Source organism: Flavobacterium difficile, assembly GCF_011392115.1.
GTDB classification, from domain to species: domain Bacteria; phylum Bacteroidota; class Bacteroidia; order Flavobacteriales; family Flavobacteriaceae; genus Flavobacterium; species Flavobacterium difficile.
On record NZ_JAAJBT010000007.1, the window covers coordinates 178,244 to 193,404 of the forward strand.

The following is a 15,161-nucleotide window of genomic DNA, read 5'->3' on the forward strand; positions in this document are numbered from 1 at the left end:
TTATTAAAAAATCATTATTTTAAGTTAATTTGTGATATATTTTTAAAAAAGTATATTTTTTATTGAGAAATTAAAAAAACGCAGTAACTTTATTTTGTTGTACAACCTTTTCCATTTAGGTTGAAACAAAAATTGTTATTCATCACCTAATTTCTCTCTTTATGAATAAGTTTTACGTATGTTTTTTTACATTAGTTTCTGGTTTTTTTTATGCACAAACTCCTGTAACTAGTGGGCCTAATTGGTCGGTTTCTAACTTAACACCTAATAATGCTTTAAATTTTCCTTCTGAAATTGTATATGGGCCAGATGGTTTCTTATGGATATCAGAAAGAGTAGGAAAAAAGATAGTTCGTGTAAATAAAACTTCTGGAGCTATTACAACGATGATAGATTTGTCTGCACAAGTGTATCAAACAGCTGGGCAAGATGGTTTATTAGGAATGGCAATTCATCCCGCACTTTATACCAATGTAGCAACTACAACCAACAATTATGTGTTTGTTGCTTATACTTATAATAACAGCGGAAGAAAATTGAGAATTTCCAGATTAACCTTCAATAATGCTACTAAAACTTTAGGTAGTGAAGTAACTTTATTACAAGAAATGCCTGCTAGTAATGATCATAATTCAGGAAGATTAATTTTTGGACCCGATTTAAAATTGTATTATTCTTTTGGCGATCAAGGAAATAATCAATTTGCTAATGCATGCTTGCCTATTTTAGCTCAAAATTTACCAACTTCATCAGCAGATTATGCCAATTATCCTGGTAAAATTTTAAGATTAAATTCAGATGGAACCATTCCTACAGATAATCCAATTTTGGCAGGAGTAAAAAGTCACGTTTATTCTTATGGACATAGAAACCCTCAAGGATTAGTTTTTGCTCAAGATGGCACTCTGTTTTCTTCAGAACATGGCGCAAAAGTTGATGATGAATTAAATAAAATTATTCCGGCTAAAAATTATGGTTGGCCGCAGATTGCCGGTTATTATGATAATATGGCTTACACGTATTGCAATTGGTCTACAGCATCTCCATGTAATGCAGGAAGTTTTTCAGATCATAATTGCGCAGCAGGCGTTACACCAATTGATGAATTTACATCTTTTCCTAATGGACCTTCATCTAATTTTATGCCACCGATAGGAACTTACAACAGTACAGTTTCTTCAGATCCATCGGGAGGTTTTTTAAGTTGGCCAACTGTTGCGCCATCAAGTATTGATATATATGAATTAAATAAAATTCCAAACTGGGGAAGATCTCTTTTAATTCCAACATTAAAAAAAGGCACAATTTATAGAGCTAAGTTAGCCGCAGATGGAAATTCTATTGTGGGAGACAACTATGAATTATTCCATTCTTCAAACGACAGATATAGAGATGTTGCATTAGATCCTGATGGCGTTACTTTTTATGCAGTTACAGATAATTCAGGTAGCACTTCTGGTCCTTCTGGAACTACTTCTGTAACCATTGCAAATCCGGGTGTTATTGTTAAAATACGATATATTGGTCCAACAGTAACTAGTCCGCCATTAGCCAATTGTCAAGATGTAAATGCTGTTTTAGATGTAAATGGTTCTGTAACAATACTAGCGGCTCAAGTGAATAATAATTCTACCGATGATGGTACAATAGTTTCCTATACTTTAGACAAAAATACTTTTAATTGTTCGCATGTAGGCCAACCACAAACCGTTTTTTTAACGGTAGTTGATAATCAAGGTGGTGAAAGTCGTTGTGCAGCAACAGTTAATGTACTAAACAATCCAGCGTTTATTGTTCCAACTGGATTAACAGTGCCAAGTGTTTCTAATACAACAGCCAATTTACAATGGAACAATCCAACTTTAGCTACAGTAGAAATTAGATACAGAATAATTGGATCAACAAATTGGTTACACGTAACTAGTTTTTCAAACACTATACAACTATCAGATTTAAGTGCAGGTTCGAATTATGAAGTGCAAATAAGAAGAGTTTGTTTGGAAAACGTTTCTGCTTATTCTTCGCTTGTAAATTTCACCACAACTTCAAGTTCTTATTGCGCAGTAAGTGGAATCATAACAACTGGACATAATTATATTTCCAATGTTTCTTTAAATACGATTAATAATCCTTCTGGAAACAATTCGTATTCTAATTTTACTGCCATTTCTACATCGCTTTCAGCAGGAACAAATTATACAATAACACTAACAAAACCTTCAATAGGAACAGTAGCCAGAACTTGTGGTTTTTCCGTTTGGATCGATTACAACCGAGATGGCGATTTTGCCGATTCTGGCGAAAGAGTGGCCTTTACTACTACACTAATTGCTGCAAGTGCTACAACTTGTGTGTTAAATTTTACAGTTCCAAATACAGTTACTGTTGGCGCTACAAGAATGCGGGTTGAATGTCAACAAACAGCAACACCAACTGTATTTTGTGGCGCAATACATGGTTCAAATCCCTCAGAAGCTGAAGATTACACGATTAATTTAGTTTTGCCTTGTGGAAATTTATCCACAACATGGAATGGAAATTCATGGAGTAACGGACAACCTTCAAGTAGTAAAGAAGTTAATTTTACAGGTAATTATGCTTCAACCGGAATTGTAGAAGCTTGTCGGGTTAATGTTTTAGGAACTGCCAATGTAGTTTTTAAAACCAATCATACTTTAGAAGTTACAAACGGTGTAAATGTAGCTGCTGGCGCGAGTTTAACTTTTGAAAACAATGCGAGTTTATTGCAAATTAATCCTTCTGCAAACACAGGAAGTATCAAAATTAAGAGAAATTCTATGCCTATGATTCGTCAAGATTATACGGCTTGGGCTTCTCCGGTAATCAATCAACAATTACAAGCTTTTTCACCAAATACTTTACCTAATCGCTTTTACGAATACCTTTCAACAGGTTCTACTACTGCAACTGCTTATCAATCTATCGTTCCAACAAATAATTTTGTAGCTGGAAAAGGGTATATGATTCGAGTCGATAATACTTGGTCGCCAACAATCCCGGCTAGTTTTAATAGTGAATTTAATGGTGTGCCTTTCAATGGAAATGCGTCACAAACACTAGGAATAGGTTATAATTTATTAGGAAATCCATATCCTTCACCATTAAACGCTAGAGCTTTTTTAGCAGATAATCCGAATATTACCACGTTGTATTATTGGACACATACTGCGGCGGCTGTCGGCGGGTTTTATCCTGTTAATAACTATGCTGCATATACTACTTTAGGCGGAGTTGCAGCTGCAGCTGGTGGCGCTACACCTTTAGATTTTATTCAGGTCGGACAAGGTTTTTTTGTAAATACTGCTTCTGGAGGAACCGCGAGTTTTACTAATAACCAAAGAAGTTTTGGTTCGGCAAGTTCACAGTTTTTTAAATCTACTCAAACAGAAGAAAAACACCGAATTTGGCTTAATCTGAGTGACGAAACTAAAAATTACAACCAAATTTTAATAGGATATTCCAATGAAGCTACCAACGAAATCGACATTTCAGATGGTTTGGTTTTAAACGATTCTCCATCGTTACTTTACAATCAAATTAATAATCAAAAATATGTGATTCAAGGTCGAGAATTACCGTTTCAAGATACAGATGTGGTGCCTTTGGGTCTCAAAATTAACGAATCAGGAACTTATTCAATTTCGTTAGATCATTTAGATGGCTTATTTGTAAATCAAATCGTTTATTTGAAAGATAATTACACGTTTACCATTCATAATATCAAACAAAATCCGTATAATTTTTCTTCTACAATTGGAAATTTTACAGACAGATTTCAAATCGTATTTCATAACAATTTATTGCAACTCGAAGATGATTTAAATGTAGTAGTATATTCTGAGGAAAACGAGTTCTTTGTAAAATCTTCAAAAGATTCAATTCGAGAAATTATTGTGTTCGATGTTTTAGGAAGAAAATTGTTCGATTTTAAAAATATTAATCATACCACTTTCCATACCAATCAGTTAAATGCTTTTAAAGAAACCCTGTTGATAAAGGTATTTTTAAGTTCCGGAAAAATTTCAACCCAGAAATACATGAAATAAAATAAAAAAAAGACTCAATTTTTATTGGGTCTTTTTTTTGTAAAAAGCGATACAATTATTCGAAATTTAGTACTTTCGCAACTTGATTTAAGAAAACGACAAAATGAGTACAAAATTTAGGGATTATAAAGGACTTGACTTACCAACTGTAGCGTCAGAAGTTCTTGATTTTTGGAAAAAAAATAACATCTTCGAAAAAAGTGTCACCACTCGTGAAGGAAACCCACCATATGTGTTTTTTGAAGGTCCACCTTCAGCAAACGGTTTACCTGGAATTCATCACGTAATGGCACGTGCGATTAAAGATATTTTTTGTCGTTATAAAACTCAAAAAGGATTTCAAGTAAAGCGTAAAGCAGGTTGGGACACACACGGTTTACCTGTAGAATTAGGTACCGAAAAAGAATTAGGTATTACCAAAGAAGATATCGGAAAAACCATTTCTGTAACAGAATACAACGAAGCGTGTAAAAAAACCGTTATGCGTTATACCGACGTTTGGAACGATCTAACCGAAAAAATGGGTTATTGGGTAGATATGGAAAATCCGTATGTAACTTATAAATCGAAATACATGGAATCGGTTTGGTGGTTGCTAAAACAAATTTATAATAAAGATTTATTATATAAAGGCTACACGATTCAACCGTATTCGCCAAAAGCGGGAACAGGTTTATCTTCTCACGAAGTAAATCAACCAGGAAGTTATCGTGATGTTACAGACACTACAGTTGTGGCACAATTCAAAGCACTAAATGAAACTTTACCAAATTTTTTACAAGGTTTTGGAGAGGTTCATATCTTAGCTTGGACGACCACACCATGGACGTTACCTTCAAATACCGCTTTAACAGTTGGTCCAAAAATTGATTACGTTTTAGTGGAAACATTCAATCAATATACTTTCCGACCTGTAAAAGTAATTTTAGCTAAAAATTTAGTTGGAAAACAATTCGGAAAAGGATTTTTTGCTTCAACTGAACCGTCAGATTTTGAAAATTTCAAAGAAGGCGATAAAAATATTCCATACCAAGTATTAACTGAATGTAAAGGAACAGATTTAGTCGGAATTCGTTATGAACAATTAATGAAGTTAGCTTTACCGGTTGAACATTCAGAAAATGCTTTTAGAGTGATTTCAGGTGATTTCGTAACTACTGAAGATGGAACAGGAATTGTACATACTGCTCCAACTTTCGGAGCTGATGATGCGAAAGTAGCCAAAGAAGCTACACCAGAAATTCCACCAATGTTGGTTTTAGATGACAATGGTAATGCAGTTCCTCTAGTAGATTTACAAGGAAAATTCATCGAAAACTTAGGTTTTTTATCTGGGAAATATGTTAAAAATGAATATTATAACGAGGGCGAAGCACCAGAACGCTCCGCAGATGTAGAAATCGCAATCCAATTAAAAGAAGAAAACAAAGCTTTCAAAGTTGAAAAATATGTGCACAGTTATCCACATTGTTGGAGAACCGATAAACCTATCTTATATTATCCGCTAGATTCTTGGTTCATCAAAGTAACTGAAATCAAAGACAGAATGTTCGATTTAAACGAAACCATCAACTGGAAACCAAAAGCAACAGGTGAAGGTCGTTTTGGAAATTGGCTAAAAAATGCCAACGATTGGAACTTATCCCGTTCAAGATATTGGGGAATCCCATTGCCAATTTGGAGAAATGAAGAAGGAACGGAAGAAATCTTAGCAGGTTCTGTCGAAGAATTATACAACGAAATTGAAAAATCAATTGCTGCTGGTTTCATGACTGAAAATCCATTTAAAGGATTCGAAATCGGAAACATGTCGGAAAGCAATTATGATTTAGTCGATTTACATAAAAATGTGGTAGATGATATCGTGTTAGTATCAGAATCTGGCAAGCCAATGAAACGTGAAAGCGATTTAATTGACGTTTGGTTCGATTCGGGTTCGATGCCTTATGCGCAATGGCATTATCCTTTCGAGAATAAAGATAAAATTGATGAAAACAAAGATTTTCCAGCTGATTTTATTGCAGAAGGAGTAGACCAAACACGTGGTTGGTTTTACACGTTACACGCGATTTCGACTTTAGTTTTTGATAAAGTAGCTTATAAAAACGTAGTATCTAATGGTTTAGTGTTAGATAAAAACGGACAAAAGATGTCGAAACGTTTAGGAAATGCCGTAGATCCGTTTGAAACGTTAACAGAATATGGTCCGGATGCGACACGTTGGTACATGATTTCAAATGCCAATCCGTGGGACAACTTAAAATTCGATTTAGAAGGAATTGCTGAGGTGCGTAGAAAATTCTTCGGCACTTTATATAACACGTATTCTTTCTTTGGTTTATATGCAAATATTGATGGTTTTACTTACAGCGAAGCTGAGGTGCCATTAGCAGAAAGACCAGAAATTGACCGTTGGATTTTATCTGAACTACATACTTTAATTCAGTTAGTGGATGAGGCTTATGCAGAGTACGAACCTACTCGTGCCACAAGAGCTATTTCAGATTTCGTACAAGAGAATTTAAGTAACTGGTATGTGCGTTTGTGTCGTCGTAGATTCTGGAAAGGAGAGTATGCACAAGACAAAATTGCGGCCTATCAGACCCTTTATACGTGTTTAGAAACGGTAGCTAAATTAGCTGCACCAGTAGCGCCATTCTTTATGGATCAATTATATAAAGACTTGAATGCCACTACTAATAAGGAAAGTTTCGAAAGTATTCACTTAGCGAACTTCCCGGTTTCGGTTGAAAACTTTGTTGATAAATCACTAGAAAGTAGAATGCAGAAAGCACAAACCATTTCTTCTTTGGTTTTGTCGCTACGTAAGAAAGAAATGATTAAAGTGCGTCAACCTTTACAAAGGGTAATGATTCCAGTACTTGACGACGTTTTTAAAGCTGAAATTTTAGCCATTGAAGACTTAATTAAAGCAGAAGTTAACGTTAAAGAAATTGAATTATTAGAAGATGCTTCAGGCGTTTTAATAAAGCAAATTAAACCTAATTTTAAAGCTTTAGGTCCGCGTTTTGGAAAAGATATGGGTCTGATTGCCAAAGAGATACAGCAATTTTCACAAGATCAAATTAATGAGCTAGATAAAGCTGGTGAAATAACAATTGTTAGTTCAGAAAAAAGTATTACTTTAACCATCGAAGATGTTGAGATTTCTTCTCAAGATATCCCAGGTTGGTTGGTAGCCAATTCGAACGGAATTACAGTTGCTTTAGATATAACCATATCTGATGAATTACGTAAAGAAGGGATAGCTAGAGAGTTAGTCAACAGAATTCAAAATATCCGTAAAGATTCTGGTTTTGAAGTTACAGATAAAATTAAAGTTCAAATTCAAAATAATGAAACGATTGAACAAGCCGTAATCGCAAATTTATCGTATATCAAATCAGAAACACTTACCAACGAACTAATTTTTGTCCCAGAAATCAATAATGGTACGGAAATTGAGTTTGATGAGTTACAAACAATAATATTAATTTCTAAATAATTGGAAAGATGGTAGATGAAAAAATAAGATTCTCAGATGCAGAATTAGCAGAGTTTAAAGAATTAATTCAATCGAAATTAGAAAAAGCAAAATACGATTTAGATTTAATAAAAAGTGCGTATTTAAATGATTCTAATAACGGAACGGATGACACTTCTCCAACATTCAAAGCATTCGAAGAAGGTAGTGAAACTATGAGTAAAGAAGCCAATTCGCAATTAGCCATTCGTCAGGAAAAATTTATTCGTGATTTAAAAAATGCTTTAATTCGTATTGAAAATAAAACGTACGGATTGTGTAAAGTAACAGGAAAACTAATCAATAAAGAAAGATTAAAAATTGTTCCTCACGCAACTATGAGCATAGAAGCTAAAAATTTACAGCGTTAAAAAACGTTAATAATATTTAAACGCTCCATTTGGAGCGTTTTTTATTAGTTAAAATTGCTACTTTTGCATAAATCATAAAATTATTAAAATGTCAATTAAAAAAGCCTATATTTTTATTTTTCTAATTATACTTATAGATCAAATTACTAAAGTATATGTAAAAACAAATTTCTACCTTGGTGAAGAAGTACAAGTTTTTGAATGGTTCAAAATATATTTTGTCGAAAATCAGGGTATGGCTTGGGGTTTAGAACTTCCGGGTGATTACGGTAAGTTAATTTTAACTTTATTTAGAATGATTGTTTCACCAATTATCATGTGGTGGTTATGGGATTCTATCCAGAAAAAACAATCTAAATATTTAATTGTCGCGATTTGTTTAATTATTGCTGGAGCTGTCGGAAACTTAATTGATTCTATTTTTTATGGGGTAATTTTTAATGAAAGTGGCGCTCAAGTAGCTACTATTTTTTCTAACGAACCTTATGGAAAACTATTGTATGGTGATGTGGTAGATATGTTTTATTTTCCAATTTATAAATTTGAAGATTTACCTAATTGGTTTCCTTTTAAAGACAGAAATAACAGTTTTACTTTTTTTAATGCTGTATTTAACATTGCAGATGTAGCCATTTCAACTGGATTTGGAATCTTAATCGTTTTTAATAAAAGATGTTTTAAAGACGCATAAGTGAGAAATAAATTTCAAAAGCCAGTTAAATTTCAGGTTTAACTGGCTTTTTGTTTTTCATCATATAGGAAAGCACTTTTTCTTACTTTTTTATAAATTTTTCAGAAACATAAAAACAACTGATCGCTTGGTTTGATTAGCCGGAATTAAAATTGTTATTTTAAGTAGATTTTAATTCTTGTTTATAACAATTTTAAATAATCATGTCGTAAATTTGCTTAAAATAGATATATTATGTTCGATGTTCAGAAAATAAGAGCACAATTTCCAATATTGTCACAAACCGTAAACGGAAAACCTTTGGTGTATTTCGATAACGGTGCCACTTCGCAAAAACCTCAAGCAGTTATCGATAGTATTGTGGAGTATTATTCCAAATACAACGCGAATATTCATCGTGGTGTACATACTTTGAGTCAATTAGCTACGGATGCTTATGAACAAGCGCGATTTAAAATTCAACAGCATTTTAACGCGAAACATGCTTACGAAATTATTTTTACTTCAGGAACTACTGAAAGTATCAATTTAGTAGCTAACGGATTTGCATCGCTTTTACAACCCGGTGATGAGATTGTTATTTCAGCTTTAGAACATCATAGCAACATTGTGCCTTGGCAAATGTTGTGTGAACATACAGGTGCGATTTTAAAAGTCATTCCAATGAATCTTCATGGCGAATTGATCATGGATGAATACGATAACTTATTATCAGAAAAAACCAAGTTAGTTTGTTGCAATCACATTTCAAATGCTTTAGGTGTTTTAAATCCAATTGAAGAAATAATTAAAAAAGCACATGCTGTTGGTGCTGCTGTTTTAATTGATGGTGCACAATCTTGTCCGCATATTAAACCAGACGTACAAGCTTTAAATGTTGATTTTTATGTAACTTCAGCTCACAAAATGTGTGGACCAACGGGTGTAGGAATGTTATATGGAAAAGAAGAATGGTTACGAAAACTTCCACCTTACAAAGGCGGTGGAGAAATGATTGCCACCGTAACTTTCGAAAAAACAACTTATGCCGATTTACCTCATAAATTTGAAGCAGGAACTCCAAATATTTGTGGAGGAATTGCTTTCGGAGCAGCGATCGACTTTATGAACGAAGTAGGTTTTGATAACATCGCTAAACACGAACACGAATTATTAGTTTATGGAACACAAAGATTACAAGAAATTGAAGGTGTAACTATTTATGGACCAACGGATTTAAATAAAAAGGCTTCGGTGATTTCTTTTAACATCGAAAATATTCACCCGTATGACATTGGCACGATTGTAGATAAACTTGGTATAGCGGTGCGTACCGGACATCATTGTGCGCAACCCATAATGGACTTTTTCAAAATTCCAGGTACGATAAGAGCTAGTTTTGCTTTTTATAATACTAAAGAAGAAATTGATATCTTTGTAGAAGCCATTAAAAAAGCAAAAATGATGTTATCATAAAAAATTAATAACTATGAAAGTTATCACACTATTAGCAACCCTCGCCATTACATTTACAAGTTGTAACTGTCAAAGAAAAACAACAGAACCTATTTTATTGGCAGATAGTGCTGATAAAACAGAAATCGCAACTAACAACATGACACAAAGTGAGGTTCCAGTCATTTATTACGAAGCCACAACAAGAGGCTTTTTTATGGCGCTAAAAGTAGAAAATCAAGTAGTATCTGTTTCTAAAGAGCGAGATTTTAAAGAATATTCTGAGGAAATAGCCATTTCAAATGCCGATTGGAAAGAAATTTCAACTTTAGCAAAAGCAGTTGATTTAGAAAAAGTAAAAGATTTAAAATGGCCTACTGAAAAAAGGTATTATGATGGTGCCGCTCATGCGAATATTGTTTTCGAATCCAAAGGTGTGAAGTATCCAGCCAATGGTTTTGATCATGGTTTTCCACCATTAGAAATTGAAAAATTGGTTAATTTAATTGTAAAAATTGCCGAAGTTAAATAATACTGCAATACAATTCAAAAAACACTTCTAACAAGTAAAATTTAAAAAAGTAAATGAATTCAGCACAAATGAATATCAAAGAAATACAAAAAGAAATTGTAGATGAGTTCGCGATGTTCGACGATTGGATGGAACGTTACGAGTACATTATCGAACTTGGAAAAGGATTACCACTTATTGAAGAGCAGTACAAAACCGAAGAAAATATCATAAAAGGTTGTCAGTCCAAAGTGTGGGTACATGCAGAAGAAAAAGATGGAAAGGTTTTATTTTCCGCAGACAGTGATGCTATTTTAACCAAAGGAATTATTGCTATTTTAATTCGTTCTTTTTCGAATCAAACACCAGCAGAAATTTTAGAAGCAAACACCGATTTTGTGGACGAAATTGGATTAAAAGAACACCTTTCTGCTACTCGTGCCAATGGTTTGGTTTCAATGATAAAAAAAATAAAAATGTACGCTTTAGCATTCGAAGCTAGAAATTAAAAGTGATATAATAACTAACCCTTAGTGCCTTTGAGGCTTTGTGGCAAAATAAAATAAAATGGAAGAATTTAAAGACGAAATCAATTTAGGAGAAAGCGTTGTAAAAGTATTAAAAGGAATTTACGACCCAGAAATACCAGTAGATATTTACGAATTAGGCTTGATTTATGATGTGATGATTAACGAAGATAATGAAGTTAAAATTTTAATGACACTAACTTCGCCAAATTGTCCTGTTGCCGAATCTTTACCAAAAGAAGTAGAAGATAAGGTGCAAAAAATTGAAACCATAACATCTTGTGAAGTAGAAATTACTTTCGACCCGCCTTGGAGCAAAGATTTAATGAGTGAAGAAGCTAAGTTAGAATTAGGAATGCTTTAAAAATAGTAAGCAGTTTTCAGTAACAGTTAGCAGTAATTTATTGTAAACTGAGACTGAAACTGAAACTGAGACTGTAAACTGAGACTAAAATGAGTGAGATTGTAAATAAAGTAGCCAATAGCAAGTTAATGGTGTTCGATTTAGAAGACTATTATCCAGATCATCATGTTGTTGCAATAGATATTTCGCAATGGTTATTTGGTGGTTTTGTTTTAAGAGAATCAGAATTTAGAGAACAATTAAAGAACACAGATTGGTCTGTATATGAAGACAAATATGTAGCTTTATTTTGTTCGGAAGACGCTATTTTACCCGCTTGGACGTATGCTTTAGTTGCGGCTCATTTAGCACCTTTTGCTTTAAAAATTATTCATGGTGATAAGAAAGTAGCGGTTATCGATTGGTATCAAGATATTCTAAATAAATTAGACTACACAGATTTTTTCGATAAACCCTTAATTTTAAAAGGTTGTTCTAAAAAAGAAGTGCCTAATGAAGTGTACACTTTAGCCATTCAGAAACTTATTAAAGTGTCAAAAAGTATCATGTTTGGCGAAGCGTGTTCAGCCGTTCCATTGTTTAAAAAGAAGTAATACAGCGATAAAAAAACCAGTCAAATTACAAACTTGACTGGTTTTTTTCTGTTTTTACGGTTTTCCGTAAAATAAGTTTAAAACTAGTATTTAAGTTTGCCAAACAAAATTACTCGAGAAAATTTTGAATTAACAATTTATTTACTAATTTTATAAACAATTAAAAATGAAAAAATTATTATTCGGCTTAGTAGCCACAACCATTTTTGGTTTTACCGGGAATGCGTAAGATTTATCTAAATTAAGTCAAGATGCAGATCTTAAATTGTATTTAAAAAACCAACTTGAATTTTCTAAAGGGGCTACCGACACCAAAAAAGTAAAAGAATTATTATCAGATGGTAAACTTGATGAAAGCGAGATAGATACTTACTTTAAAGTTTTTTCAACAGATGAAACTAAATTTACGAATTATATTAAATTACAAAACAGTCTTTACACTTCCTTAAATGATGAATATAATTTAGGAGAGATTTCACAAGAAACTTTGATTCCAATAATTGAGGAAATTTATATTAAAGATTTACTTCCTTTTGAAGAAAGAAGTACATGTAAACAGAAATACATTCGTGACATAACAAGTGCAGCTGCTCTTGCATTAATTGAGCATGGAGGTTGTATTGCATTAGATCTTACAGTAGTAGCTGGTATAATTTGTCATAGCGCTGTATCGCTAATACAGTGGAATTCTGGCCAAGACGCTCTAGATGCTTACCATGCATGTTTTAAAAAATAAAAATATAGTTATAAGTTATGAAAGATATTAAGAAATTACCAATTATACTAGCTGTTCTATTAATCTGTCTTTTCGCTTCGTTTCCGAATATGCAGATGGAAATAAAATTTTTTTTGATTGCCGTAGTTTTATGTTTCAATACTTTCATTGTTTATAAACTTTATAAACAAGGTTTAATTACTAAAGAAAGAGTTTATCTTTTATCGTTTTTTGTTTTATTGACAATTTTAATGACTATTTATTTTCTATCACGTATTGAAGGCTAAACTATTATTTTTAATCTTATTCTCCAGTTTCATAAAAGCTCAAACGCTTGAAACGATTATAAAAGGTGGAGAACTATTGGTTACAGGAATATCAATTTTTAAAACTTCAAGGTTAACCGACGCCAAAACAAAAGCGGTTGATAGTAAATTTGTAGCTACAGTTTGTGTAAAAAACAAATTGGCTGAAAAAATTATTGTTAAATTAGACGGAAAAGACGCGGAAGGTACAAAGGTTACAAAAGAATTGTTGGTTCAAAACGACGGAAAAGAATGTGTTTTCGAAATCCCGAAAGGCATTTATACTTATGAAATTATACTTACAAATAAAGAAATTTTCAAAAAAGGCGAGTATAAATTTGAAGAAGAAATAACCATAACGGTTAATAATGATTAAATTAAAAAAACCAGTCAAATTACAAACTTGACTGGTTTTTTTCTTTATTGTCATACTGAATTTGTTTCAGCATCTTTGATTACAAATGTAACTGAACACTAAAAACTGATTACTGAACACTATTGTCATTGTCTTCTTCTTCAATCACATCTTTATAATCAGGGTATAAAAATTTATTGTAAGGAAATCGGCTGATGTGAATTTTTCTAACAGCTTCATAAACAATTTCTCTAAATGCCTCAAAGTTTTCTTTTTCTGTTGCCGAAATAAATAAGGTGTTGTTTTCCCCTAAATTATTCATCCATGTTCTTTCCCAATCTTGAAGTGAGAAGTTTTTGGTTGTTTTTTCTATGGTTTCGTCGGTTTCATCAATCTTAATGTATTGATACGCATCAATTTTATTGAAAACCATAATTGTTGGCTTATCAGCACTTTTTATGTCTAATAAAATTTTGTTTACTGCGGCAATATGGTCTTCAAAATCCGGATGCGAAATGTCTACTACATGCAATAATAAATCGGCTTCTCTAACTTCATCTAACGTACTTTTAAATGAGTCTACCAATTGAGTGGGTAATTTTCTAATAAATCCAACTGTATCTGAAAGCAAGAAAGGTAAGTTTTTAATTACTGTTTTTCTAACAGTAGTATCCAAAGTAGCGAACAATTTATTTTCTACAAACACTTCACTTTTTCCAACCGCATTCATTAAAGTAGATTTTCCAACATTTGTATAACCTACTAGTGCTACACGTACCATCGCACCACGATTGCCTCGTTGAGTAGACATTTGTTTGTCGATAATTTTAATTTTTTCTTTAAGTAAAGCAATTCTATCGCGAACAATTCGTCTATCCGTTTCAATTTCAGTTTCTCCTGGGCCACGCATTCCAATTCCACCTCGTTGACGTTCCAAGTGCGTCCACATTCCGGTTAATCTTGGTAAAAGGTACTGACATTGAGCCAATTCAACTTGTGTTCTGGCATAGGAAGTTTCGGCACGTTGCGCAAAAATGTCTAAAATTAAATTGGTTCGATCTAAAACTTTACAATCTAATTCTCTCGTAATGTTTTTTTGTTGAGAAGGCGTTAATTCATCATCAAAAATTACTGAGTTAATATCGTGTTCTTTAATATAAGTTTTAATTTCTTCTAATTTACCCGTTCCAACAAAAGTTTTTGGATGTGGTTTATCTGTTTTCTGAGAAAATCGTTTTACAACTTCTCCACCAGCAGTAAATGTTAAAAAATCTAGCTCATCTAAGTATTCATTTAGTTTTTCTTCATTTTGGTTTTGTGTAACAATTCCAACAATTGCTGTCCTTTCAAAGGTGTGTTTCTCAATTTCTAACATAAAAATGTAAAATATTAACAAAAATAGCCAATAATTTTTAATAAATAACAATTCTGTTTTTTATCGACTTTTAATGCATTATATCGATTAATTTAGCTTTAGCACATATACTCATTACATTTGTTAATGATTATGTAAACTTAATAACACACAAATATAATGAAAAAACTACTTTTATTATTATTTATGTTCGCAGGTTTAAGTGTTTTCGGACAATTAACTGAAAACTTTGAAGGCGCAACATTTCCTCCCACCGGTTGGACAACTTTTGAAACGGGAACTGGTACAGCTCAAAGTTGGGGAGAAACCAATTTAACGGCATTTACTTAC

The 15,161-nt window shown here is 32.7% G+C and carries 12 protein-coding genes; 11 read left to right on the top strand and 1 reads right to left on the bottom strand.

The genetic code is table 11. The annotated features are described in order from the left end of the window. Window positions 1-161 precede the first annotated feature (161 nt). The 11 genes from G4D72_RS11835 (at window position 162) to G4D72_RS11885 (ending at window position 13,477) form a co-directional block, all read left to right on the top strand. Window positions 162-4,067, top strand: coding sequence for a PQQ-dependent sugar dehydrogenase (locus tag G4D72_RS11835; RefSeq protein ID WP_166077924.1), 3,906 nt, complete (start codon window positions 162-164; stop codon window positions 4,065-4,067). Window positions 4,068-4,170: 103 nt separating this feature from the next. Then, window positions 4,171-7,572, top strand: a complete 3,402-nt coding sequence (ileS, locus tag G4D72_RS11840; protein ID WP_166077925.1) for an isoleucine--tRNA ligase — start codon at window positions 4,171-4,173, stop codon at window positions 7,570-7,572. A gap of 8 nt (window positions 7,573-7,580) precedes the next feature. Further along, window positions 7,581-7,961 carry a TraR/DksA family transcriptional regulator gene (locus G4D72_RS11845; protein WP_166077926.1) on the top strand — a complete coding sequence of 127 codons (381 nt, stop codon included), beginning with the start codon at window positions 7,581-7,583 and terminating at the stop codon, window positions 7,959-7,961. Between the two features lie 88 nt (window positions 7,962-8,049). Beyond that, entirely contained in the window at window positions 8,050-8,652 is a 603-nt protein-coding gene (locus G4D72_RS11850; protein WP_166077927.1) for a lipoprotein signal peptidase, read from the top strand. A 234-nt stretch (window positions 8,653-8,886) separates the two neighbouring features. Further along, window positions 8,887-10,107 carry an aminotransferase class V-fold PLP-dependent enzyme gene (locus tag G4D72_RS11855; RefSeq protein ID WP_166077928.1) on the top strand — a complete coding sequence of 407 codons (1,221 nt, stop codon included), beginning with the start codon at window positions 8,887-8,889 and terminating at the stop codon, window positions 10,105-10,107. 13 nt (window positions 10,108-10,120) lie between these two features. Next, window positions 10,121-10,618, top strand: coding sequence for a hypothetical protein (locus tag G4D72_RS11860; RefSeq protein ID WP_166077929.1), 498 nt, complete (start codon window positions 10,121-10,123; stop codon window positions 10,616-10,618). Window positions 10,619-10,686: 68 nt separating this feature from the next. Then, on the top strand, window positions 10,687-11,106 hold the full coding sequence (locus tag G4D72_RS11865) for a SufE family protein (protein ID WP_166077941.1): 420 nt from the start codon (window positions 10,687-10,689) through the stop codon (window positions 11,104-11,106). Between the two features lie 58 nt (window positions 11,107-11,164). After that, window positions 11,165-11,488 carry an SUF system Fe-S cluster assembly protein gene (locus G4D72_RS11870; protein ID WP_166077930.1) on the top strand — a complete coding sequence of 108 codons (324 nt, stop codon included), beginning with the start codon at window positions 11,165-11,167 and terminating at the stop codon, window positions 11,486-11,488. 89 nt (window positions 11,489-11,577) lie between these two features. Next, the gene (locus G4D72_RS11875) at window positions 11,578-12,081 is read left to right on the top strand and encodes a DUF2480 family protein (RefSeq protein WP_166077931.1); all 504 of its coding nucleotides are present in this window, start codon (window positions 11,578-11,580) and stop codon (window positions 12,079-12,081) included. A 265-nt stretch (window positions 12,082-12,346) separates the two neighbouring features. Next, window positions 12,347-12,817 carry a hypothetical protein gene (locus G4D72_RS11880; RefSeq protein ID WP_166077932.1) on the top strand — a complete coding sequence of 157 codons (471 nt, stop codon included), beginning with the start codon at window positions 12,347-12,349 and terminating at the stop codon, window positions 12,815-12,817. Window positions 12,818-13,072: 255 nt separating this feature from the next. Beyond that, window positions 13,073-13,477 (top strand): hypothetical protein, encoded by a 405-nt coding sequence (locus tag G4D72_RS11885; RefSeq protein WP_166077933.1) that lies wholly within the window; start codon window positions 13,073-13,075, stop codon window positions 13,475-13,477. A 109-nt stretch (window positions 13,478-13,586) separates the two neighbouring features. Here the strand turns inward: G4D72_RS11885 and hflX are convergent, their stop codons facing one another. Beyond that, complete coding sequence (gene hflX, locus G4D72_RS11890) at window positions 13,587-14,831, bottom strand: GTPase HflX (RefSeq protein WP_166077934.1); 1,245 nt, start codon at window positions 14,829-14,831, stop codon at window positions 13,587-13,589. Window positions 14,832-15,161: the final 330 nt, after the last annotated feature.